Annotated in this window: 16 protein-coding genes; 2 read left to right on the plus strand and 14 right to left on the minus strand. The window is 70.8% G+C overall.

Translation table 11 applies throughout. The features are described from left to right. Nucleotides 1-215 precede the first annotated feature (215 nt). The 11 genes from ABZ860_RS17665 to ABZ860_RS17715 all read right to left on the minus strand — a co-directional run bounded on the left by ABZ860_RS17665 (nucleotide 216) and on the right by ABZ860_RS17715 (nucleotide 17,010). Nucleotides 216-1,133 carry a hypothetical protein gene (locus tag ABZ860_RS17665; RefSeq protein ID WP_357221035.1) on the minus strand — a complete coding sequence of 306 codons (918 nt, stop codon included), beginning with the start codon at nucleotides 1,131-1,133 and terminating at the stop codon, nucleotides 216-218. A gap of 147 nt (nucleotides 1,134-1,280) precedes the next feature. Next, entirely contained in the window at nucleotides 1,281-2,492 is a 1,212-nt protein-coding gene (locus ABZ860_RS17670) for an ROK family transcriptional regulator (protein ID WP_357221037.1), read from the minus strand. A 449-nt stretch (nucleotides 2,493-2,941) separates the two neighbouring features. Next, nucleotides 2,942-3,196 carry a hypothetical protein gene (locus ABZ860_RS17675; protein WP_357221040.1) on the minus strand — a complete coding sequence of 85 codons (255 nt, stop codon included), beginning with the start codon at nucleotides 3,194-3,196 and terminating at the stop codon, nucleotides 2,942-2,944. 65 nt (nucleotides 3,197-3,261) lie between these two features. Further along, nucleotides 3,262-4,644 (minus strand): hypothetical protein, encoded by a 1,383-nt coding sequence (locus ABZ860_RS17680; protein ID WP_357221043.1) that lies wholly within the window; start codon nucleotides 4,642-4,644, stop codon nucleotides 3,262-3,264. 804 nt (nucleotides 4,645-5,448) lie between these two features. Further along, nucleotides 5,449-6,831 carry a serine/threonine-protein kinase gene (locus ABZ860_RS17685; RefSeq protein ID WP_357221046.1) on the minus strand — a complete coding sequence of 461 codons (1,383 nt, stop codon included), beginning with the start codon at nucleotides 6,829-6,831 and terminating at the stop codon, nucleotides 5,449-5,451. 2 nt (nucleotides 6,832-6,833) lie between these two features. After that, a complete protein-coding gene (locus tag ABZ860_RS17690) occupies nucleotides 6,834-8,348 on the minus strand; it encodes a serine/threonine-protein kinase (RefSeq protein ID WP_357221049.1) in 1,515 nt (504 codons plus the stop codon). Between the two features lie 223 nt (nucleotides 8,349-8,571). Next, entirely contained in the window at nucleotides 8,572-11,502 is a 2,931-nt protein-coding gene (locus tag ABZ860_RS17695; protein ID WP_357221052.1) for a glycoside hydrolase family 3 C-terminal domain-containing protein, read from the minus strand. A gap of 40 nt (nucleotides 11,503-11,542) precedes the next feature. Further along, nucleotides 11,543-12,382, minus strand: coding sequence for a carbohydrate ABC transporter permease (locus ABZ860_RS17700; protein WP_357221055.1), 840 nt, complete (start codon nucleotides 12,380-12,382; stop codon nucleotides 11,543-11,545). Further along, complete coding sequence (locus tag ABZ860_RS17705) at nucleotides 12,379-13,281, minus strand: sugar ABC transporter permease (protein WP_357221058.1); 903 nt, start codon at nucleotides 13,279-13,281, stop codon at nucleotides 12,379-12,381. The genes ABZ860_RS17700 and ABZ860_RS17705 overlap by 4 nt, the downstream gene beginning before the upstream one ends. Before the next feature lie 107 nt (nucleotides 13,282-13,388). Next, on the minus strand, nucleotides 13,389-14,705 hold the full coding sequence (locus ABZ860_RS17710) for a sugar ABC transporter substrate-binding protein (RefSeq protein WP_357221062.1): 1,317 nt from the start codon (nucleotides 14,703-14,705) through the stop codon (nucleotides 13,389-13,391). Nucleotides 14,706-14,727: 22 nt separating this feature from the next. Next, nucleotides 14,728-17,010: a TIM-barrel domain-containing protein gene (locus ABZ860_RS17715; protein WP_357221065.1), complete on the minus strand. Its 2,283-nt coding sequence runs from the start codon at nucleotides 17,008-17,010 to the stop codon at nucleotides 14,728-14,730. Between the two features lie 158 nt (nucleotides 17,011-17,168). On the opposite strand from ABZ860_RS17715, the gene ABZ860_RS17720 reads away from it, so the two are divergent. Together ABZ860_RS17720 and ABZ860_RS17725 are read left to right on the plus strand one after the other, a co-directional pair. After that, nucleotides 17,169-17,405, plus strand: coding sequence for a hypothetical protein (locus ABZ860_RS17720; protein ID WP_357221069.1), 237 nt, complete (start codon nucleotides 17,169-17,171; stop codon nucleotides 17,403-17,405). Between the two features lie 89 nt (nucleotides 17,406-17,494). After that, nucleotides 17,495-18,355, plus strand: a complete 861-nt coding sequence (locus ABZ860_RS17725) for a hypothetical protein (RefSeq protein ID WP_357221072.1) — start codon at nucleotides 17,495-17,497, stop codon at nucleotides 18,353-18,355. 75 nt (nucleotides 18,356-18,430) lie between these two features. On the opposite strand, the gene ABZ860_RS17730 is transcribed toward ABZ860_RS17725, so the two are convergent. The 3 genes from ABZ860_RS17730 to ABZ860_RS17740 all read right to left on the minus strand — a co-directional run bounded on the left by ABZ860_RS17730 (nucleotide 18,431) and on the right by ABZ860_RS17740 (nucleotide 22,885). Next, the gene (locus ABZ860_RS17730; RefSeq protein WP_357221075.1) at nucleotides 18,431-19,522 is read right to left on the minus strand and encodes a glycosyl hydrolase 53 family protein; all 1,092 of its coding nucleotides are present in this window, start codon (nucleotides 19,520-19,522) and stop codon (nucleotides 18,431-18,433) included. 111 nt (nucleotides 19,523-19,633) lie between these two features. Beyond that, nucleotides 19,634-20,797, minus strand: a complete 1,164-nt coding sequence (locus ABZ860_RS17735; protein WP_357221077.1) for an arabinogalactan endo-1,4-beta-galactosidase — start codon at nucleotides 20,795-20,797, stop codon at nucleotides 19,634-19,636. A 90-nt stretch (nucleotides 20,798-20,887) separates the two neighbouring features. After that, nucleotides 20,888-22,885 carry a beta-galactosidase gene (locus ABZ860_RS17740; RefSeq protein ID WP_357221080.1) on the minus strand — a complete coding sequence of 666 codons (1,998 nt, stop codon included), beginning with the start codon at nucleotides 22,883-22,885 and terminating at the stop codon, nucleotides 20,888-20,890. Nucleotides 22,886-22,965 lie beyond the last annotated feature (80 nt).

Genomic DNA, 22,965 nt, shown 5'->3' on the forward strand with positions numbered 1-22,965 from the left:
TTCGAAAGGGTTACCGCAAGTTTCCGGCGTGTAAATCCGGGCTTATCCGGAAGAGTGCCCTCATCCTCGGCTCAGGTCAAGACCCCCGTCGCACCGGTTTCACCTCAGATGCCACCTCGACGTCCGCTCCGGTCGTACGCCGGCCGTATGACGAAGACGGGCGCGGGGCCGGGAGTCCCGGCCGGTCCGCGCCCGCCCTTCCGCTGATGCTCGGGTCAGCCGACGATCTGCAGCAGCGCCTGCCGCCTGGCCGCGGCCGGCTCGGTCAGGCGCTGCACCTGCCTGCCGTTCTTGTCGAGCACGACCAGGGTGTTGGCGGTGCCTCCGGCCACCCGGACGACCAGGCGGCCGTCCCGCAGGTAGAAGGCGCCGATGAGCGAGCCCTTCACCGGGATCGCGACCTTCGTGCCGGTGGCGACGTCGACCACGGCCGGGCGGAAGCCCCCCGGCCAGGAGCCGTCGCCCCCCGGCGCCGTCCTCGACAGCGGCGCCACGACGACCTTCGATCCGTCGGGCGACAGGCTCTGCACGTGGTTGGCGAGGCCGACGCCCTTGACCTTGACCGCCTTGCCGGTCTTCACGTCGAGGCGGTAGACGCCGTCGGTCGTCCCGGCGTATCCGGCGAGGTAGCGGCCGTCGGCCGACCAGGCCAGGTGGCAGACCCCGAGGGTGGTGCCCGCCTTCCTGCGGCCCCTGCCGTCCGCGCCGACGACCGAGACGGACCCGGCGTCGGAGTCGCCCTTCGCCACGTACGCGACCTGCCTGGAGTCGGGCGACCAGACCGGGGTCAGGCACGGCGCTCCGGCGCCGGCGCCCTTGGCCGCGGTCGTGACCGTGCGGCCGTCCCCGACCCGCACGTACCCCGCGCCGGTGATCCAGGCGAGCTTCCTGCCGTCCGGGGACGCGGAGAACTGGCCCGTCATCGGCATGGCGCCCAGCTTCGTGAAGCCCTTGCCGGGCTCGTAACGGCTGACCGGGAAACCCTTGCCGTAGGACAGGTAGACGGCGACCCCGGTGAGGGGCTTGGGCGAGGCGGCGGCCCCGGCCGGAGCGGCGGCGGCCGCGGGGGCGGCCAGTGCGGCCGTGAGCGCGGCGGACAGCACGGCGGCGGACAACAGGCGAGTGTTCATCATGGTCCAATTCGTCGAAGGTGCCATGTTCGACGCCTCGCACCCCGGCCGGGTTCGCAGCCGCTCGATATCGGTACGCCTGCCGCCGGGAACGGTGTGCCGGGCGCATGGCTCGCCCGGCGGCGGCAGAGGAGGCGGCGGGGAGGACCGTCAGCGCTGCGCGGGCAGGCGGCCGGAGTCGACCGAGTCGAGCACCCGCGCGGCGGCCCCAAGCGCGGCCGCGCCGTACCCGAGCGTGGACACCTCCAGCCGGCAGCCTCCCCCGCCGGGGGCGAGCACCCTGCCGTACATCTCCTCCTCCGCGCACGCGACGAGCCAGGGCGCCAGCGGCACGTAGTAGCCCCCGAGGATCACGACCTCGGGGTTGAGCATGTTGGCCACGGCGGCCATTCCCCTGCCGAGATGGCGTCCCACGTCCTCCAGGAGCGCGAGGATGTCCCGCTCGCCGTTGCGGGCGCGGCGTACGACCTCGTCGATCTCGAGTTCGAGCTCGGACGGCGAGGCGTCGGGCGCCGTGTGGGCGAGGATCGCGCCGATCCCGGCGACGGCCTCCAGGCAGCCGCGCCGGCCGCAGCGGCAGGTGGGCCCGGCGGGATCGAGCTCGATGTGGCCGATCTCGCCGCTGTAGCCCTGCCCGCCCCGCCTGAGCCTGCCGTCCAGGACGATGCCCGCGCCCACGCCGACCTCGCCGGTCACGTAGACGAGGTTGGCGGCGTTGCGGTGGGGCCCGAACCGGTGCTCCGCCAGGGCGGCGAGGTTGGCGTCGTTGTCCACGAGCACGGGGAAGCCGGGGTCGCGCAGTGCCTTGGCGAGGTCGCCCGCGAGGTCGGCGTCGCGCCAGCCCAGGTTGGGGGCGACCCGCACGATGCCGCTGACGTCGACCAGACCGGGCACGGCCACGGTCAGGCCGAGCACCTGGCGGGCCTCCTTGGTCATCCGGCTGACGACCCGCCGGGCGAGCGCCGCCATGGCGACGACCGCCTGGCCCGCGCTCGAGGTCCCGCCGGGGAAGGACCGCCGCCAGTTCAGGAGTTCCTCGCCCTTGAGGTCCACCGCGACCGCCGTGATGTAGTCGACGTTGACCTCGATGCCGATCGCGGCGTACGGCGAGCCGTCCAGGACGAGCATGGTGGCGGGCCGGCCGACGCGGTGCTCGGTCAGGCCGGTCTCGCGCAGCAGGCGCCGGTCGATGAGGTCGGCGACCAGGCTGGACACGGTGGCCTTGTTCAGGCCCGTCGAGGCGGCGATGTCGGCACGTGAGCAGGGCGCGTTCTCCCGGACGAACCGCAGCACGACGGCGAGGTTGGTCGCCCGTACGTCGGTGAAGTCGGCCGGCTGTGGCCCGTTGTGCGATGTGATCAATGTCCGCCCCGTTCCCGCTCGGGCTCATAATGCCGCAATTGCGAGCAATTTGACACGACAGCGGCGGCCGGAATCGTGGCTCGCGCGGACGCGCGGGCAGCGCCGCGCCCGGTTCGGCACCGGCCACCGGCCCCAGCGCCTCCCGGGTAACCTGGTGGCACTCGCTCCTCCGACATTTGTTTGGCTAGGGAACTAACTAAAGACTAGCGTGGAGCGTCATGGGAATCCAGGGGCAAGCACGCGGGTGAAGCGGCCGGCGTCTCCGCGGCGCCTCAGCCGGGGCACAGATCCTCTTGCGGCGGGTGTCGGCGATACCGGAGTCGGTCAGCTCAAGCCGCCAGGAACGTGGAGAGCGCGAGGCAGGGGACGTCGCCGTACGGCATGAGGGCCTCCCCGCGGGTCCGGATCCCGCGCGGAGGCCCTCACAACCGCCAAAGCGGCCCGCCGTCCTAGCGGGCGACGGCGCCCGTGACCTCTCTGTCGACAATCCTGGTCGCGCCGGATTCCCGGGCGCAGTGCGCGCAGCAGAACCAGCGGCCGTCGAACTCGGAGCCGTGGCCCACGATGCGGCACCCGCAGTGCTCGCACACGGGCGCCATCCGGCTGATAGCGCACTCGAAGCTGTCGAAGACGTGCACCACTCCCTGAGTGTGCACCTCGAAGGCCATGTCGTAATCGTTGCCGCAGACCTCACAGGTAGCCATGGTTTCCCCCCGTCGACTCGCGGTCGAGGGGGGAAATACCCGCGCAAACCTGCACGAACACCGGCTCACAGGGCGTCGAGCAGGGCTTTGGCCACGGACTTGGCCCCGGTGACCGCCTCCTTCGGGTCCATGAGCACGGAGTCCGGTGCGTTGATCGGCGTGTTCTCCGGGCGGTCGCTGCCGGACAGCAGCACCCATATGACGTTCTTGCCGTCCAGCGCGTAGATCTCGTACCGGTTGCCCTGGGCCGTTTCGGTGCGCTGCCGGATCGCCTGGCCGAACGCCTCCTGCCCGAAGCCGGTCAGCTTCTCGACCTTGCCCCAGCGGATGCCGCCGATCTCGCTGCTCGCCGTGAACTTGGTCTTCGAGCGCTGGTCGATGAGGTAGTAACGGGCGGATTCCGCGTCCCAGAAGGTGTGGACGGCGATGCGCAGGTTGCGCCACCGGACCTTGCCTCCGCCGAGCGGCAGCTTGTCGTTCCACCACTGGCACTGGGTGACGTTCGAGTTGCCCTCCTTGCTCCGCACGGCCGCGCCCTCCGTGTTCGGCACCAGGGTGGCGGCCAGCGTCTTGAGGCTCACGCAGGCCCGGGGCAGGGGGATCCGGGTGGGTGAGGGCGACGGCGACGGGCTCGGCTTGGGACGCGCGTGGTAGGGCAGCGGCTGCCCGGCGCGGAAGGCGGTCACCGACTTCGCGAGCTGCCCGAGCAGGCCCTTCACCTCGCGCAGGGCGTTCTCCTCGGTGATCGACTGCGTGCTCTCCGTCGACAGGAGGTCGGCCTCCTTCTTCTTCTGGCTCGCCTCGAACTTGACCTGGAAGACCACGTCGCCCACCCGGCCGACTCCCTGGCCGAACGAGTACCAGTACTGCTTCCCCTCCCGCGTCCATTGGTACTGGGCGGCGGCCCCTTCTCCGACGCCCTGGTACTCCTGGACCGCCGAGTAGTAGTGCTCCTTGTCCGAGTGGGTCGCGCCGTACTTGTACTGGCTGAGCTCACCGTTGTACTGGATCTTCGCCGCCTCCACGGCCGTGGTCGTCCCGAGCGCCTCGTACTTGGACACGTTCACCGTGATCTCGCGGCTGCGGGTGACGTCCTTGTAGGAGATGTTCCGGTTGACCCAGCGGCACTGCCACCGGACGTAGCTCACGAGGGTGCCGCCGCGGTTGTCGCTGGTCGAGGAGTCGATCTCGGCCCGCGGCACGAGACGCTCGGCCTCGTCCGGGTCGAGCATCGAGCACACGTCGGCGGTCGCCGCCACCGGCGCGGCCGACGCCGACTTCTCGGCCGCCGTCGCCGCCGTCGCCGTCGGACTCGCCTTACTGGGCGTTCCCGTCTGGCGCACCGTCATGAACGCGAACGTCCCCCCGGCCACCACCAGCACGGCGACGACCGCCACCACCGGCAGCACCCACCCCCGCCGCGCCGGGGCGGAGGGCTGGGTCGGCATCTGCCACAGCTCTGGCGGAGGCGGCGTCGCCGCCTGCCAGCCCTGTCCCGGCTGCCCAGGCGGCGGGGTCCCCTGCCCGCTCTGGGACGGATACGGATAGGGATTCGACTGGGGTGATTGCGGCGGTTGAGGCGTCGGCCCGGCCTGCGGCCAGCCCTGCCCACCCGGCGCCCCGGGATACCCCCCGGGCGGAGGGGCCCCACCGGGCACACCAGCCGGATACGCGGCGGGATGAGGCTGCGGCCCGGGCGGGGAACCGGGATACGGAGCAGGGGGGGAGTACGCGCCCGGCTGCGGGCCGGGCTGGGGACCGGCGGGATACACCCCCGGCTGCGGCTGCGGACCGGCCGGCGGACCGGGATACGCCCCCGGCTGTGGGTCCGGATACGGGCCCGGCGGGGGGCCGGGATACGCGCCTGGCTGGGGACCCGCGGGATACGCGCCGGGCTGCGGCTGCGGACCGGGATACGGGCCCGGCTGGGGACCGGGATACGCCCCCGGCTGAGGCGGCTGAGCCGAAGGCGCCCCGGGCGGGGGCCCGAGCGGGGGCCCGGACTGGGCGGCGGAGGGCTGCGAACCGGGCTGCGGACCGAACTGTGGACCTTGCTGGGGACCTTGCTGGGGACCGGGCGGCGGGCCGTACGGGGGCGGGTAGGGCGGCACACCCGGGCTGGGGTGCCCCTGCGGCGGGTACGGCGGCATGCCCTGCCGGGGGCCCTCGTCCCGGGGAGGCGTCTCGCCGGGCTCGACGGGGGCGTCGTCACCGCTGGTCATGGGGGTCTCCTACAGATGCAGAGCGGGAGGTCACCCGAGCCCGATGCCGACGAGTTCGGCGGCGCGCTCGGCCGTGCGCCGGTCGGCCGGGGTGACCGAGGGGTCACCGGCGCGCCGGTAGGCGACCTCGACGATGAGATTGCTGAGGCGGAACCAGACCGAGGCACCGGTGGTCCCGGCGGCGGGGTCGGCGGAGTCACAGGTGAAGGCCTCGTCGGCGATCCCGGGCCGGTCGCGTGCGGCCGCGCCCCGCGCGGCCCGCTCCGCCGCGAGGTCGCGGGAGGCCGCGGTCTCCCCCTCCCCCGCGGCCGGCAACCGGTATCCGACCGTGATCGTCCCGTCGTGGCCGGTGGTGTGCTCCTTCCACTCGCATCGCCCCTCGGCGGCGGGTTCCCCGCGCGGCGTGGCGCCGAGGAGGTCACGGATCTGCGCCTGGGTCAGGCTGCGGCAGGCGTCGGGGACGGCGGCGAACCGCCCCGAGCCGCCCTGTTTCCCGGACACGAGAAGCCAGGCGCCCAGGCCCGCCGCCAGACCGACCACGACGACCAGGGCCGCCACGGCGGCCAAGCGCCACGTTCTGGCGGGCCGGTCGGCGGGAGCGGCGGCGGGCGGCGCGGCGGCGGCCCGCAGGGCCTGCCGTACGACCTCGGGCGGCGGACGCCGCGCCGGATCCTTGTCGAGCAGGGCGAGCACGATCCACGTGAGCACCCGCGAGGCCCGGGTCATGGGCCGGGGCTCGTGGAGCAGGACGGCGGCGACGAGCGCGGCGGCCATGCTGCGGTGGAAGGGCGGCTCCCCCTCGACGGCGGTGTAGAGCGTGGCCCCGAGGGACCACAGGTCGGAGGGCGGGCCGTCCGGCTCGTCGCGGAACCGTTCGGGGGCCATGTAGTTGGGCGAGCCCGCCGAGCTCTGCCAGGAGTGCCCGGCGCCGCCCAGCGGCGCCGCGATCCCGAAATCGGTGAGCAGCGCGCGGCCGTCCGGCCCGATGAGGACGTTGGCCGGTTTGACGTCGCGGTGCAGGACGCCCCGGGCGTGGGCCGCCTCCAGCGCGTCGAGCACGGCCAGCCCGATCTCGGCCACGCGCTCCGAGGCGAGCGGCCCGTCCTCCCGGATGATCTTGTCAAGCGAGCGGCCCGGCACCAGGTCCATGACGATCCACGGCTGCCCGGCGTGCCCGACGACGTCGTGGACCGTCACGATGGACGGGTGGGTGAGCCGCCCGGCCGCCCGGGCCTCCTCCACGGCCCTGCCGAGGAAGTCGGCGCGCTGCCGGTCGTCCAGGCCCGGCGGGACGTGCAGCTGCTTGATCGCCACCTCCCGGCGCAGCAGCTCGTCGTGGGCGCGCCAGACCGTGCCACCTCCGCCCTCGCCGAGCGGTTCGGCGAGGCGGTACCGCCCGGCGAGCAGGTCCACGGCTAGGCCAGCCCCCTCAGGCCCTCGGCCGCCGACGCCGCCGCCGCGACCGCCCGGTCCCGCAGGGCCGCTGGAGAACTCACGCCGAGATCGGCGTACCGGAGCCGGGCGACGAGGTCGCCGAGCCTGAAGTACACGTAGACGGCCTGGGCCCTGCCCTCCGGCGTGGTGAGGTCGACGGCGAACGCCTCGTCGGCCACATTCGGCGTCTCCCGCCCGGCCGTCTCGATGGCCGGGGTCCTCCGGTCGAGACCGATCTCGTACCAGAGCCAGCTCGCGTCGCGCGGCCCCGACGCGTACTGCCTGCGCAGCCCTTCCATCAGCGTCTGCGCCGAGGCGGTGTCGAGCGCCCACGGCTCAGGGGTGTCGGAGTCGGTCTCGGCGCTCAGCTCGACGCCGCGGCCCTTCACGGTCCACTGGCAGCTCGCCTTCCCCGGCCGGGTCTGCGCCGAAGCGCCCAGGATCCGCCGCACCTCCTCGGCCGGCAGCGACCGGCACAGGTCCACTGCGCCGTCGAAGGTGGGCGAGACCCGGTGCACCGGGTCGTGGGGCGGTTCGTCCGTCCTGAGGGAGAACACGACCGCCGCCACGGCGACCGAGACGCCTGCCACGGCGGCGGCCCCGGCCGCGTACCACCGGCGGGGACGCCGCTTCGGCGGCTCGATCCGGAGGCCGCGCCGGGGATCCACGTCCGGGGTGCCGCCGTCGGCCACCTGCCGCAGCAGCGTGAGCGCGGTCGCCGCATCCGGCCGGGCGGCCGGATCGCGCGCCAGCATCCACGTCAACAGCGGTCCGAGCGGCCCCGCGAGCACCGGAGGACGGGGAGCCTGGGTGAGGGTCGCCCGGATCACTTCGGCATGCGACCCCTGGTGGGGGGTGACGCCCTCGACGGCCGTGTAGAGGGTGGCGGCGAGCGACCACAGGTCGGCGGCCGGGCCGCCGGGCTCGCCCGCGAGCCGTTCCGGCGCGATGAATCCCGGCGAGCCGACCATTAGGCCGGCCTCGGTGATCGACGCCTGGTCGGCCGGGCGGGCGATGCCGAAGTCGGTGAGGATCACCCGTCCGTCGGCGGAGAGGAAGACGTTGCCCGGCTTGACGTCCCGGTGCTGCACGCCCTGCGCGTGCGTGGCCGCAAGCGCGTCGAGGAGGCGGGCGCCGAGGTCCGCCACCTGCCGGTACGGCAGCGGCCCGTACGCGGCGATCTGCCGGGCGAGATCGTGGCCGTGCAGCAGTTCCATGACGATCCACGGCCTGCCGTCCTGGAGGAGCACGTCGTGGAGGGCGACGATCCCGGGATGCCGGACGCGCGCGGTGACCTCTGCCTCGCGCATGACCCTGGCGACCAGCTCGGCCCGCTCGCGCTCGCCGAGTCCCTCCGGGAGGCGGAGTTCCTTGATCGCCACCTCGCGGTCGAGCACGGAGTCCCTGGCCAGCCACACCGTGCCCATGCCGCCTGAGCCCAGTGGGCGCAGCAGGTGGTATCGCGAGGCCAGCGTCCCCCTCAGCGATTCGGCCATATCGGGGAGAATAGCGAAAGCGTGATCGATACGCCCGCCGCGCGCGGAACCGGCCTCACCACCCGGCACAACGCGCCGCCCTCCGGTCTCGATCGTCACGCCCAGAAAGCGCCCCCGATCATCACGCCCGGAAAGCGATCAGCCTGCCCGCCCCACTCGTCGCCCGCACAGGCGGAACGCCCCGCGCAGCACGCGCGGGGCGTCCGTCGTCCTCCGGGGAGCCTCAGCTCAGTGCGAGGTCCTTGATCCGGACGTCGCCGGTGAAGACCAGATAGACGTCCTTCACGCCGTTCGCGCCGGACACGGGAGCGGTCGCGGTGGCCCAGTTGTAGATCCCGCCGGTCGCGGCGACCGGGATCGTGGCCACCTTCGCGCCGGTCGGCGAGCCGAGGCGCACCTCGACGGTCCCGCCGCCCGTGGAGGCCACTCCGGCCGTCACCGTGCGGGGCTTGCGGAGCCGGACGTCCTTGAAGGCGATCCAGCCGCCGTTCGCGCCCGCCACCGCGTCGCCGCGCACCTTGGTCTCGTCGACCAGGTGGATGCCCGAGTAGTCGTCGAAGTCGACCGCCCGGGTGGTCGCCGACAGGTCGCGGTGCGGGATGTTCTCGCCCCTGACGTCGATCGTCGCCCGCTGGCGGATGTTCGCCGAGGACGATCCCACGAGCACGTCGTGGGTCGCGTTCTCGACGGTCCACTTGTTGCGCGTGACGTCCCACAGCGCCAGGTCGCTCTTGTCCACGCCGAAGGCGACCGTCTTGGTCTGTCCCGGCGCCAGCGTCACCCGCTGGAACGCGCGAAGCTGCTTGACCGGCTGCTTCACCCGGGAGCGCTGCTGGTGTGTGTAGAGCTGCACGACCTCGTCGCCGGCCCGGGAGCCGGTGTTGGTCACCTTGACCGAGACCTCGTACGCGTCGCCCTTCTGCACCGCCTTGAGGCCCTGGTAGGAGAACGACGTGTACGACAGGCCGTACCCGAACGGGTAGAGCGGCCTGCCCTGGTAGTACAGGTAGGTCCGGTCCTTCTTGACGATGTCGTAGTCGAGGATGCCGGGCAGCTCGTCGGCCGAGCGGTACCAGGTCTGCGTGAGCCGCCCCGCCGGGTTGACGTCGCCGTACAGCACGTCGGCGAGGGCGTGCCCGGTCTCGGCGCCCGCGTGGGTGGTCCACAGGATGGCCGGGACGTTGTCCTGCTCCCAGCCGATCGTCGTCGGGTAGCTGTTCTCCAGCACGACCACCGTGTTCGGGTTGGCCGCCTTCACGGCCTTGACCAGCGCCTCCTGGCCCTCGGCGAGGTTCATGTCGGTGCGGTCGTGGGCCTCTCGGCCGTTGATGAACGGCATGCTGCCGACCACGACGACCGCGACGTCGGCGGCCTTGGCCTTGGCGACGGCGTCGTCGACGCCGCTGGAGACGACCTCCGTGGCGTAGTGCGTGGCCTGGTCGGCCGTGGTGAGGCTGAGCGTGCCGTCGGCCGCCGCCTTGACGTAGGTGTTTTGCCCGAACCAGCTCTCGGCCGTCTCGTAGCCGGCGTACCGCAGCAGGGACGTGCCGTCGGACTGCCGTTCGAGCTTGAACTGCTCCTGGACGAACCAGCCGGACGGCTGGTCGGCGGTGTTGGCCAGCGTCGCCCAGTTGGCCCGGCTGACGTACTTGCCGTTGGCCACGCTGCGCAGCGTCAGCACGCCCTGGCCCCAGTCGAACGCGTCGAACTGCTCGGTGGCGCCGGCCGAGGTGGCGCTCTCCTTGAGGTCGCCGCCGGCCGCGGGCGCGCTGAGGTACCTGCCGGTGGCGACGTCCTTCAGCGCGATGCGGTCGACGCCCTCGGAGGAGGCCACCGACCCTGCCCGCTCCTTGATCCCGTCGAGCGGGGTCACCTTGTAGGGCAGGCTGCCCGAATACCAGTCGGTGTAGAGCACGTTCGCCAGCGGGCCGACGACGGCGACCTTCTTGCCGGGCTTCAGCGGCAGCGCGCCGCCGGAGTTCTTCAGCAGCACCATCGCCTTGGCCGCGGTCTCACGGGCCAGCTTCTGGTTCGCCGGGCTGTTGACCACGTCCTTGGTGATCTTCGCGTACGGCCCGCCGTCGGGGTCGAACTCGCCGAGCCGGAACCGGACGCTGAGCTGGTGCCGCACCGCGTCGTCGACGTCCGCCTGCGTGAGCAGCCCCTTCGACAGCGCCTCCTTGACGGACGCGACCGTCGGGCCGCCGTTGGTGTCGTCCACGGTGAAGCTGTCGAGGCCCGCCTTGATCAGCGCGGCGGCGGCCTCGGGCTGGGTGGCGTAGTACTTCTCGGTCTGCACCAGGTTGTTCGGCGCCCAGGCGTCGGAGACGTTGAACAGCGTCCGCTTCGTCCAGGAGCGGACCACGTCGTCCAGGTCGGGGTTGACCGTGTTCGGCCGGCCGTTGACGAGGTTGTACGACGCCATCACGCCGGTCGCCGCGTCGGCCGCGATGGCCGGCTTGAAGGCCGCCTCGTCGTACTCGTGCTTGACCCGCGGCGGCAGCTCCGACGACGTGGTGTCGCGGTTGACCTCGTTGTTGTTGGCCAGGTAGTGCTTCAGCGTGGGCGCCGTCTTCAGGTGGTCGGGGTCGTCGCCCTCAAGGCCCGAGCCGTACGCGGTGGAGATGGCGCCGGTCAGCGTCGGGTCCTCCGAGTAGCCCTCCTCGTTGCGTCCCCAGCGGGGGTCGCGCAGCAGGTTGACCACAGGCGCCCACAGGTTGAGCCCCCACACGGTGGGGTTCTCTGCGTGGTAGCCGCGGGCCTCGTCGCCGACGGCGGAGCCGACCCGCTTGATCAGGGCCGGGTCCCAGGTGCTGGCCAGGCCCACCGCCTGGGGGAAGACGGTGCCCTTGGCGGTGACCACGGCGCCGTTGTTGGTGTAGTCGGTCGACCAGGCGACGCCGTGCAGCGCCTCGGTGCCCGTCTTGAACATCTTGATGCCGAGACGGTCGATCGCGGGGGCGTACTGGTGCAGCATCGAGACCTTCTCGTCCAGCGTGAGCCGGCCGAGCAGGTCGTCGATGCGCTGGGCGAGCGGCAGCGACGGGTTCCGGAACGGATAGTCGTCGGCCGCCCTCGCGGAGCCGGCGCCCAGGCTCAGTGCCAGAGCCAGGGCGGCCGACGCGGACAGCATCGCCGAACGGCGATGGGACATTGCGCCTCCAGGTCAGGTAGTGACGCGTTACTTGGGGGTGTTACTTGATGGCGCCGACCGTGATGCCACGGGTCAGCGTGCGCTGGAAGATCAGGAAGAAGGCCACGGCGGGGATGATGCCGAGCAGCGCGGACGCGCTGGACATGGTGGCGTCCATCATCTTCTCGCCCTGCAGGACGCCCAGGGCGACCGGCACGGTCTGGTTGTCGTTGGAGATCAGGAACACCATCGGCAGGAAGAACTCGTTCCACGTCCAGATGAAGAAGAAGATGAGCAGCACCGAGAGGGTCGGGCGGCTGATGGGCACGACGATGCCCCACAGCATCCGCCGCCTGCTCGCGCCGTCGATCTCGGCCGCCTCCAGGATCCCCCGGGGGAACTGCCCGAGCACCGACGAGAGCAGGTAGGTCCCGAAGGCCGCCTGGATGACCGTGAAGATCAGGATGACGGCGAGCTTCGAGTCGTACAGCCCCACCTCCTTGGACAGGTAGTAGAGCGGGTAGACCAGCGCCTCCTGCGGCAGCGTGTTGGCGACCAGGAACAGCACGAGGATCCACAGCCGGCCGCGGACCTTGCCGATGCCCAGCGCGTACGCGTTGAGCACCGACAGCACCACCGCGGCGACCGCGACGACGCCGCTGATCAGGAGGCTGTTCCAGAGCTTCAGGCCGAAGTCGACGCGATCCCAGAAGGAGACGATCCCGTCGAGGTAGAGCCCGTGGGGCAGGCTCAGCGGGCCGCCCGAGGAGTATTCGGCCGGGGACTTGAACGCGTTGAGCGTGACGATGACGAACGGGAAGAGCATCACGACCGCGAGCACGGCCAGTGCCGCGAGCACGGCCCACCGTCCCGGCTGGCGGAAGGTGCGATCGGCGTTCACGAGTCACTCTCCTGGTCCCGCTCCTGCACCCGCAGGAAGAGGAAGGTCACCACGACGATGATCAGGGCGAGCACGGTCGCGATCGCCGAGCCGTACCCGACGTTGACCTTCTGGAAGAAGTTCAGGTAGGAGAAGTACGACGGCACCATGGTCGCCGAGCCGGGTCCTCCCCTGGTGAGCACGAAGATCGGCCCGAACACCTTGAGCGCCGCGATCGTGCAGGTCAGCAGCACCACGAAGATCTCCGGCCGGATCTGCGGGATCGTGATGTGCCAGAACCTGCGCCACCACGAGGCGCCGTCGATCTCGGCCGCCTCGTACAGGGAGGGGTCGACCCGCTGGAGCCCGGCCATGAAGATGACGACCGGGTAGCCGAGCTGGAACCACACCATGATCGCCATGACCGTCGCCAGCGCGATGTCGGGGTCGCCCAGCCAGTTGACCTTGATCCCGAAGATCTGGTTCACGGCGCCGTACGACGGGTGGAGCATCCAGCCCCAGACCACGCCGGCCACCGCGACCGGCAGCACCTGCGGCAGGTAGAACGCCGCGCGCAGGGCCGAGGCCGTACGCCCGCCGAACCGCTTGGCGATGTAGTCGAACAGCGCGGCGGCGAGCACCAGGCCGATGATCGTCGGCACCACGGCCATCGCGATGATCAGTGCGACGTTGTGCTCGAAGGACGCCCAGAAACGCTCGTCCTTGAACAGCTTGGTGTAGTTGTCGAGCCCGATCCAGGTCGGGGTGCCGACGCCGGACCAGCGGGTGAAGCTCGTCGCCACGTTCATCAGGAACGGCACGACGATGATCGCGAGGAACAGCACCAGGCTCGGAACCAGGTAGAGCCAGTAGCCGCCCCTCCCGCGCGGGCGGGCCGCGCCCGCGCCGGGTGGTGCCATGTGCAGACCTTTCCGGAAGGGGACCGGCGGCGGGGGCCGGTCAGGCAGCCCCGCCGCCGGGGTCGGAGGGAATAGCGGGTCCCTGATCGCGGGACCCGCCCGCGACCCTAGTTGCCGATGTCGGCCAGGTTGTCGTTGTACGGCTGGGCGATCTCGTCCAGGACCTCCTCGGGCTTCTTGCTGCCGTTGATCAGTTCCTGGATGCCGGCGACGAGCACGTCGTAGTAGCCGGGAGCCGGCCAGTCAGGGTAGAAGGCCAGGCCGTCCTGCGTCGAGAGCTTGTTGAAGTTCTCGATGAGCTCCTTGTTCTGCGCGTCGGTGATCGCCGACGGGTCGGCCGCGACCGGGACGCCGCCCGAGTTGCCGAGCAGGTTCTGGATCTCCTTCTTCATCGTGATGTCGATGAAGTCGTAGGCGAGGTCCTTGTTCTTCGACTTCTCGGGCACGACCCACAGGTTGCCGCTGGAGCCCGGGGCGAACTGGCCGGGCCACAGGAACGAGCCCCACTTGAAGTCCTTGATCTCCTCCGCCATGCGGCCGAACCACCAGCTGCCCGACACCATGATCGGGAACTTGCCGCCGATGAACGCCACGCCCATGTCCTCGGCCTTCATGCCGGCCGAGTCCTTGCTGATGTAGCCCTTCTTCACCCAGTCGGAGAAGGTCTGGGCCGCGTAGGTGAACTCGGGACCGTGGAAGTCGACCTTGCCCTTGTAGAGCTCGAAGGAGTCGATCCAGGCGCGGTTGGCCTTGTTCAGCGCGAGCAGGTAGAACAGCTGCTGGGCGGGGTACTCGGCGCCCGCCATCGCGATCGGGGTGGTGCCCTTCTTCGCGAACGCGTCGAGCGCGGCGGTGAACTCGTCGAACGTGGTGGGCACCTTCACGCCCGCCTTATCGAACATGTCCTTGTTGTAGTAGACCATCACGTACTCGCCGTAGTTCGGCACGCCGAACCACTTGCCCGAGCCCATGATGCCCCGCTCGTCGTACTTCGCGGTGGTCTGCAGCGACGGGCTGAGCAGCTTGTCCCAGCCGCGCTTGGTCGCCTGCTCGGTCAGGTCGGTGAGCAGGCCCTGCTTGGACAGCTGACCGGCCGTCGCGTTGCCCTTGTTGTACTCCATGATGTCGGGCGCCTCATCGGAGTTGAGGACCATGGACGCCGTCTTCTGGATCTGCTCGAAGCCCTTCTCCTCGAACTTCACCTTGACGCCGGGGTGGCTCGCCTCGAACTCCTTCATCGCCTGGGCCCAGGCGGTGCCCATGGCGCTGTTGCCGGTCTCGTAGTGCCAGAGGGTGAGGGTCTTGCTCTCCGCGGAACCGCCGCTGCCGCTATCGGAATCGTCAGAGGATCCGCCGCACGCGCTGAGCGCCAGTGCGGCCGCGGCCAGTGCCGCCACCGCCGCGCTCCTGCCTACTCTGAACATGGTCGTTCTCCAGGGGGTTTGTCTAGTTGATGACGACCGGGGCGCCGGGGCCGACGAACTCGACGCCGTCGATCTGCTTGGGGCCCTCGGCGGTGACGACCAGCCTGTCGCCGTCGCGCACCGCCGTGACCGTCGTGTCCCCGTCCAGGTCCCTGATCGTCGTACGGCTCTCGCGCTCCGGCAGGCCGAAGGCGAGCAGCGAGACCCGGGGGTCGTCGGCCACCGTGTCGCCCGGCTCGGTGACCGGGATCAGCGAGCCGTGCCGTACGAACAGGGGGATCTGGTCGAGCGGCGGCGACACCGTGACGTACCGCCCGCCGTCGACGGCCTCACCCGTCCAGTAGTCCACCCACACCCCCGAGGGCAGGTAGACCTTCCGGGTGCCGTCGGCGGAGGTCATCGGGGCGACGAGCAGGTCGGTGCCGAGAAGGTACTCCAGGTCCGCCTGCCAGGCCACCGGGTCGTCCGGGTAGTCGACGCACAGCGCGCGCAGCATCGGCGCGCCCGTCTCGGCCGCGGTGACGGCCGCCGAGTAGATGTACGGCATGAGCCGGTAGCGCAGCCGCAGCGCCTCGACGGCGGCCTGCTCGGCGTGCGGGGGGAACTCCCAGGGCTCCCGGGTGGTCGTGCCGTGGAACCGTACGAGCGGGGACAGCGCGGCGAACTGCGACCAGCGGATGTAGAGGTCCGGGCTGGGCGTGCCGGTGAACCCGCCCGCGTCGTGGCTCCAGAAGGGGATGCCGGACAGGCCGTGCGACAGCCCGCCCCTGATCGTGCTGCCCATCGCGGAGTAGGTGGTGTCGACGTCGCCGCTCCACTGGGCCGAGTGGCGCTGGCCGCCGAGGTAGGACGAGCGGGCCCAGACCAGCTCGTGCCCGTGCACCTCGCGGGTCACCTCGGCGACGATGTCGTTGAACAGCAGCGTGTAGACGTTGTGCAGCTCGGTGCCGGTCATGCCGTTGAAGGCCACGGCGTCGGCGGGGACGCCCTCGGCGAAGTCGGTCTTGAACGCCGACACGCCCTCGCGCAGGCGGTCGCGCAACAGTCCCTTGAACCACTCCACGGCCTCGGGGTTGGTGAAGTCGACGATGCCGCAGGCGGGGTAGGAGCCGTGCCAGGTGTCGGCGACGTACGTCTCGCCGTCGGGCCGCTTGAGGAAGTAGCCCTTCTCCGCCGCCTCGGCGAAGGCCGGGCTGAGGTGCGAGATGTAGGAGTTCATCCAGAGGCAGACCTTGAAACCCTGCTCCTTGAGCGTGGCGAGCATGCCCACCGGGTCGGGGAACGTCTCGGGGTCCCACTGGAGATCCGACCAGTGCCCGTCCGCCTGCCAGTAGCAGTCGAGATGGAGCACGTCGCAGGGGATGCCCCGCTCCCTGATCTTCCTGGCGCGCTCCAGCACGCGCTCCTGGCTGTCCCGGAAGAAGCCCGAGGAGATCCAGGTGCCGAACGCCCACTTCGGGGGCAGCTGCGGACGGCAGGTCAGCCCGTCGAACCGGTCGAGGACCTCGGCGGGGGTCGGGCCCGCGATCACGTAGTAGTCGATGAGGTCGTCGGGCACGATGATCTGCACCGCGCTGTGCGTGGACTGGCACATGTCGAACTCGACCGGCGTGCCGCTGTCGACGCAGATGCCGTACCCCCTGCTGGACAGGTAGAAGGGCACGTTCTTGTACGCGCGCTGCGACTCGGCGCCGAACGCGTCGAAGTTCCACATGAGCGGGCGCTGGCCGCGCTTGTCGAGCGGCGTGAACGACTCGCCGAAGCCGCCGAACGCCTCGTCCGCCGGGGCCACGAACGTGTCGTGGTAGGCGACGGGAGCGCCTTCCGCCGTGGAGCGGCCGAAGGGCAGCGTGCGCAGGCGGCCGCTGATGTCGGGGTGGCCCGGGTCCTGCTCCACCAGCGTCCGGCCGGCCCGGTCGGTGAAGCGCAGGTTCCAGGGGTTCAGCCGCACCTCGGCACGCAGCGACCCGGCGTCGACCACCACGCGGCTGTGGCTCGCCTCCACGACGGCCTCGCCGTACTCGCCGGGGGTGACCATCGAGATCGCGCGGGAGGATCGGGTGCGCGCGTCGGGATCCTCCGACAGGCGCACCCGGATCACCCCCTCACCCGCGACCGTGATCTGCACGACGAGCGTCTCCTCCGCCGAGGTGGAGCCCTTGAGCGTCACGCCCTGCCCGTCGGAGGCCACCACCTCCGCGCTGGTCAGCGCGGACAGGCCCTCCTCGCCCGGCTCGCGCACCGGAAGCTCTGGAGGATCCGCCACGAAGAACTCGCGCGCGATCAATGGGGGACGGTACGGCATTGCGGCACTCCATCGGCTCATCCGGCGATTGTGGAGTTAGTTTGCCGTCCATCCCAACAAAGGTCAATGGGTTAGGCCTGCTCCGGATTTGTCCAAGTTATTCCCGTTTGTGTCTAGTTGGGGTAACGTGACCGCAATCCCCCGTCTAGGTAGGTGACATGGACAGGTTCGTACACGTGATGCCGCTCGACGACGTGATCGACCACGAGGGCACCCCGGAGTGTGTCTGCGGCCCGGGCGGCCAGCCCGTCACCGCCGCCGATCTCGGCGAGCCGGTGCCGCAGACAGATCCCGACGCCGTCGCGCTCGGCTGGTCCCGCCCCGCCGTGGGCGTCATCTACCAGCACCACCCACTCAGCCTCTGCCGCGAATGGGAAGCCATCCCCGAGTCCTGAGCCGGCCCACGCCCCTCAATGGCCGCCAATCACCGTCACTTTCCCGAACTCAGAGTAATTGACTGACAGCGGTCAGTAATGTCCCGGCCATGCCTGGCTTCGATCACGAGATGCCGCTGGAACTCATCCGCAACCGGCCGGAGACCGCACTGGAGCTGCTGCGATGCGTGACCGGAGACGACATCCCGCCGCACACCGCCGCCCGCCTGGAGGCGGTCGACTGCACCCAGGCGCCGATCGAGTTCCGCGCCGACTCGGTCGTGGTGCTACGGGACGAGACCGGATCGGCGCTGATGGCCGTCATCGTGGAGGTGCAACTCCGCAGAGATTCCGGCAAGCGGTTCAGCTGGCCGGTCTACGTCACGACACTGCGGTCGCAGCACAAGTGCGACGCCGCGTTGCTGGTCATCTGCCCGGACCGGTCGATGGCCCGGTGGTGCGAGAGGACGATCCGGCTGGGCCCGAACGGCGCCGTCACGCCGCTGGCGATCGATCCCAGCCGCATGCCGCTGATCACCGACCCCGACCAGGCCCGCGCCTGCCCGGAACTCGCGGTGCTGTCGGCCGTGGCACACCCCGACGAGGCCGACGACGAGCCGGTGCTGGAGGCGATGCTGGCGGGGCTGGCGACATTGGATCAGGATCGGGCCAGAGTATATTTGAGCTACGTGATCAGCTCGCTACGTGCTGTGACGGTCAAGCGTCTGGAGGAGATGGTGACCACCATTCAGGACTTCGACTACCTCGGAGAGAAGTACTTCTCTCACTGGCTGGACAAAGGCGAGGTGAGAGGGGAGGTCAAGTCGATCTTCTCCGTGCTGGACGCCCGAGGCCTGGTGATCTCCGACGATGCCCGCGAGCGCATCCGTCGGTGCGAGGACCCGGACCAGTTGATCGACTGGGTCCGCAAGGCCGCCGTCGTCACATCGGCCGACGAGCTGTTCGATTGAAGGCGCCCCGGTCTGTGCGCCGGGGGCGGGCCGTCCGAGGAGTGCACCTGAGACGGCCCGCTCGGCATCAGTGGGCTACGGGGTCCACCTGACATTGGGGTTCAGATGGCCGGTCCAGTTGAAGATCGCCATGTTGTCCCAGCCGTCGCCGGTGCCGTTGATGTTCGCCGGGTCCCAGCCGTTGCCGGGCACCGCGTACCAGGTCGGCTCCCAGTAGAAGACGCCGATGGCGCCCGCGTTGCGGGCGGTGTTCTGCACCGCCGCGAACTCGGCGCCCTGCCCCTGCCAGGTGAGGCCGTAACCCGCGCATCCCGACGTGACCGAGTTGCCCTCCCAGTCGGCGTTGTCGGCCGTGAACGGGTAGGCCGTCTCGGCGATGACGACCGGCTTGCCGTAGCGGGACCGCACGTCCGAGATCACGTTGTAGAGGTTGGACAGCGTGCCGTGCCACATGCAGTAGTACGACAAGCCGGTGATGTCCCACGACACGCCCTTGGCGCGGATGCCGTCGTAGAACCAGCGGGCGTGGGCGTCGCTGTCCGCGTCCGCGGTGTGGATGATCACCTGCGTGCCGGAGTTGCACGCCTTGGTCGCGTTGTAGCCGGCCTTGAGCAGCAGGCTCAGGTTGGTGAAGTCGTTGTTGACGACCTTGCCGTCGTTCCACAGCATGCCGACGTTGATCTCGTTGCCGATCTGCACGCTGTCCGGGGTGGTGCCCTGCGCCTTGAGGCTGGAGCACACGTCGTAGGTGTAGTCGTAGACGTCGGTCTGCAGCTGGCCGATGCCGTGGCTCGCCCAGGCGGCGGGCTTGTACTGCTTGCCGGGATCGGCCCAGGTGTCGGAGTAGTGGAAGTCCACCAGCAGCTTCAGGCCCTTGGCCTTGACCGTCTTGGCGTACTGCAGGACCTTGGCCTTGTTGTTGTAGCCGCTGGCCGGGTTGTTCCAGATGCGCAGCCGGACGTAGTTGACGCCGATCCCTTTGAGGATGTCCAGCGGATCCCTCTGGTTACCGCTCGCGTCGTAGTAGTTCGCGCCCAGGTCGAGGGAGCGCTGCACGGAGGAGACGTCGGCTCCGAGCATGGTCAGTGTGGTGGCGGCGTGCGCCGGTTGTGCGGCGGGGAGCACCGCGGCGGCGCACGCGACCAGCGCCGCCAGGATCTTTCTCATGGTTCCTCCGGTCAGGAGAGGATCTGATGGACGCCCCGAACCCCCGAACCCCGAATCCCCCGGGCCCTCCCCGCGGCGTGGTCAGGTCGTCGCCGCGAGGAGGGAGACCAGCTACCGGCGGGCGAACTCCCGCAGCGCGGGCAGCGCCCGGTCGTCGAAGCCGAACAGGGCCTGGTTCTCCCAGGCGTTGCCCGACGCCGGGTCGGCGGGATCCCAGCCGTTGCCCTTCACCCCGGTCCAGGTGGCCTCCCACCAGAAGGCTCCCAGCCCGCGCCCGCCGGGCACCGCCCTCACGATGTTCATCAGGTCGCGGGCGAACGCCGCCTGGCCGGCGGGAGTGGCCGGATAACCGGGGTACGGCTCGGTGGAGGTGACGATGTTCTCCCAGCCGTCGTCGTCGCCGGTGGTGAACGGGTAGGCCGTCTCGGCCACCACGACCGGCTTGCCGTACCGGGCGGCGACGTCGTTCAGGTTGGCCTGGAACGCGGCGAGCGTGCCGTGCCAGTAGGGGTAGTACGACAGCCCGATCACGTCGTAGCGGACGCCGTTCGCCGTGGCGTTGTCGAACCACCACCGGTAGAGGCCGTTGTCGCCGCCGTTCGCCAGATGCAGCACGACCTTGGTGCCGCCGGAGACCGCCTTGACCGCGTCGTAGCCGGCGTTGAGCAGGGCGGCGAGCTGCGGCCAGTTGTCCCAGCGGCCGTCGGGCCACAGCAGGCCGCCGTTGAGCTCGTTTCCCACCTGCACCATGTCGGCTGTCGTGCCCTGCGCCTTGAGCGCGCTCAGCACGTCGTAGGTGTGGTCGTAGAGCGCCTGCTTCAGCTCGTCGAACGACAGCGACGCCCAAGCGGCCGGCTTGTTCTGCTTGCCGGGATCGGCCCAGGAGTCGGAGTAGTGGAAGTCGACCAGCAGGCCCATGCCGAGCGCCTTGGCCCGCTTCGCGACCGCCAGCACCTGGCTCCTGCTGTTGTAGCCGTCGGCGGGGTCCACCCACACCTTGAGCCTGATGTAGTTCAGCCCGCCGCGCCGCAGGATCGCCAGCGCGTCGCCCCACCGCCCGTTCGCGTAGCGGTAGACCCCGCCGAGCGCCTCGGACTTGGCGAGGCTCGACACGTCGGCGCCCCTGATCGCGAGCGGGGGCCCGCCGGTCGGCCTCCGGCCACCGGCGTCCGGAGCCGCGGCGGCGTGCGCGGACGCCGCCGCGGCCGACGGTGTGGTGAGCGGAGCGAGAAGTGCGGTGGCCGCGCACAGCAGGGCCGCCAGGTGTCGAACCATCGGATCCTCCGGTCAGGAGAGGACGTCAGCGGATATCCCCCGGGGCCCGGCACCGCGCCGCCGGTCAGGTGCGGCACGGCGCCGGGAAGCTCATCTTCGTACGACCACGACGCCTCCGGCGGGGACCGTCGCCGAGCCGTCATAGGCGGCGCCGTCGAGCACGCCGCTGCCGGTCACCCCGTCCACCGTCACCGGCGCGTCCGCGTGGTTGATGAGGAACAGGTGGTCGCCCCTCCGTACGAGTTCCAGCGTGTCGGGCAGGCCGTGCGGCCGGGACACGCCCGCGTGGTCGAGAACCTCCGCGACGAGCCCGCGCAGGCCGGACTCGGCGTCCAGGGCGGTGGACACATACCATGCGCTGCCCGCGCCCAGGTCGTGCCGGGTGACGGCGGGATGCCCGGCGTCGGGCCCGTCGGCGAACTCGTGCACGGCCCGCGCGCCCGCGAGCCGTACGCGCTCGGACCAGATCCGGCCGGTCGCGGACGAGGGCCCCGTCCCGGATGAGCTCAGAGTGACGGTCTCGTGCTCGCGGAGCGGGTGGAACTCCTCGACGGCCACGCCGAGCACCTCGCGCAGCGCCCCGGGGTAGGGCCCCGGGTGGATGGTGTCGTTCTCGTCCACGATGCCGGAGAAGTACGACACGAGCAGGTGGCCACCCGCCTCCACGTGGCGGTGCAGGTTCTTCGCCGGCGCCTCGCCGAGCAGGTAGGAGCTGGGCGCGACGACCAGCCGGTACGGCGACAGGTCGGCCGACGGGTGCACGAAGTCGACGGTGACGTGCTCGCGCCACAGCGCCTCGTAGTAGGCCTCCACCCGTTCCCGGAAGCGCAGGTCGGCCGAGGGCCGCCACTCGAGTTCGAGCGCCCAGTAGGACTCCCAGTCCCACACCACGGCGACGTCGGCCGTCACCCTGGCGCCCCTGACCCCGGCGAGCCTGCGGAGGTCGGCGCCGAGCGCGACCACGTCGCGCCAGATCTGGGAGTCGGCGCCGGCGTGCGGCACCATCGCCGAGTGGAACTTCTCCGCGCCGTATCGTGAGGCGCGCCATTGGAAGAACATCGCCGAGTCCGAGCCGCGCGCCACGTGGGCGAGGGTGTTGCGGCGCATCTCCCCCGGCCGCTTGGCGAGGTTGCGCGGCTGCCAGTTGACCGCCCCCGTCGAGTGCTCCATCAGCATCCAGGGGCGGCCCCCGGCCACCGATCGGGTGAGGTCGGCGGCCATGGCCAGCTCGATGTGCGGGTCGGCCCGGCCCGAGTCGAGGTAGTGGTCGTTGGCCACCACGTCGACCTCGGCCGCCCAGCGCCAGTAGTCCATGGGCTTGCAGTTGGGGATCATGAAGTTGGTCGTGACGGGCAGGTCGCTGAACCGCCGGATCGTCTCGCGCTCCCTGCGGAAGCAGGCGATGTGCGCGTCGACCGAGAACCGCATGAAGTCGAGCTGGAGCCCGGTGAGCAGGCCCACCGGCGCGACGACGGGCGGCTCGACCTCCTCGAACGAGCCGTAGGTCAGCCCCCAGAAGGTGGTGCCCCAGGCGGCGTTGAGCGCGCCCACGTCGCCGTACCTGTCCCGGAGCCAGGCGCGGAACGCCTCGGCCGACGTCGGGCAGTAGCAGTGGGCGTTGGCCCAGCCGTACTCGTTGTGCACGTGCCACATCGCCAGGGCGGGGTGGCCGGCGTACCGCGCGGCGAGGGCGGCGACGACCCGCTCGGACGCCGCGGCGTAGTCGGGCGAGCTCGGGCAGAAGCTGTGCCGGGAGCCGCCGCCGAGCACGCGGCCCTCCCTGTCCACCAGACGGCTGCCGGGGTAGCGGCGGCGGAACCACGTAGGGGGCGAGGAGGTGGGGGTGGCGAGGTCGGCGTACACCCCGGCCGAGTGGAGCAGGTCGAGGATCCGGTCCAGCCGGGAGAAGTCGTACTCGCCCTCCCGCGGCTCGATGAGTCCCCAGTTGAAGACGCCGAGGGTGACCAGGTTCACCCCGGCCTCGCGCATCAGGCGGACGTCCTCCCGCCACACCTCTTCCGGCCACTGCTCGGGGTTGTAGTCCCCGCCATAGGCGAGCCCCTCGGGCAGGACGGGATATCCGGGCACGTCTCCCCCTCGATTCTGCTTCTGTGAACGTGCACAGTAGCGCACAGGCGCTTTTCAGAGAAGGTTCGACCGATTCGCGC

This window comes from Microbispora sp. NPDC046973, from assembly GCF_040644495.1.
In the GTDB taxonomy this organism is placed as follows: domain Bacteria; phylum Actinomycetota; class Actinomycetes; order Streptosporangiales; family Streptosporangiaceae; genus Microbispora.

Bases quoted from the DNA above. Each gene is read 5' to 3' on its own strand.
- ABZ860_RS17665 (WP_357221035.1), bottom strand. From the start codon at position 1,133: ATGATGAACACTCGCCTGTTGTCCGCCGCCGTGCTGTCCGCCGCGCTC.
- ABZ860_RS17675 (WP_357221040.1), bottom strand. From the start codon at position 3,196: ATGGCTACCTGTGAGGTCTGCGGCAACGATTACGACATGGCCTTCGAG.
- ABZ860_RS17680 (WP_357221043.1), bottom strand. From the start codon at position 4,644: ATGCCGACCCAGCCCTCCGCCCCGGCGCGGCGGGGGTGGGTGCTGCCG.
- ABZ860_RS17690 (WP_357221049.1), bottom strand. From the start codon at position 8,348: ATGGCCGAATCGCTGAGGGGGACGCTGGCCTCGCGATACCACCTGCTG.
- ABZ860_RS17695 (WP_357221052.1), bottom strand. From the start codon at position 11,502: ATGTCCCATCGCCGTTCGGCGATGCTGTCCGCGTCGGCCGCCCTGGCT.
- ABZ860_RS17705 (WP_357221058.1), bottom strand. From the start codon at position 13,281: ATGGCACCACCCGGCGCGGGCGCGGCCCGCCCGCGCGGGAGGGGCGGC.
- ABZ860_RS17710 (WP_357221062.1), bottom strand. From the start codon at position 14,705: ATGTTCAGAGTAGGCAGGAGCGCGGCGGTGGCGGCACTGGCCGCGGCC.
- ABZ860_RS17715 (WP_357221065.1), bottom strand. From the start codon at position 17,010: ATGCCGTACCGTCCCCCATTGATCGCGCGCGAGTTCTTCGTGGCGGAT.
- ABZ860_RS17720 (WP_357221069.1), top strand. From the start codon at position 17,169: ATGGACAGGTTCGTACACGTGATGCCGCTCGACGACGTGATCGACCAC.
- ABZ860_RS17725 (WP_357221072.1), top strand. From the start codon at position 17,495: ATGCCTGGCTTCGATCACGAGATGCCGCTGGAACTCATCCGCAACCGG.
- ABZ860_RS17730 (WP_357221075.1), bottom strand. From the start codon at position 19,522: ATGAGAAAGATCCTGGCGGCGCTGGTCGCGTGCGCCGCCGCGGTGCTC.
- ABZ860_RS17735 (WP_357221077.1), bottom strand. From the start codon at position 20,797: ATGGTTCGACACCTGGCGGCCCTGCTGTGCGCGGCCACCGCACTTCTC.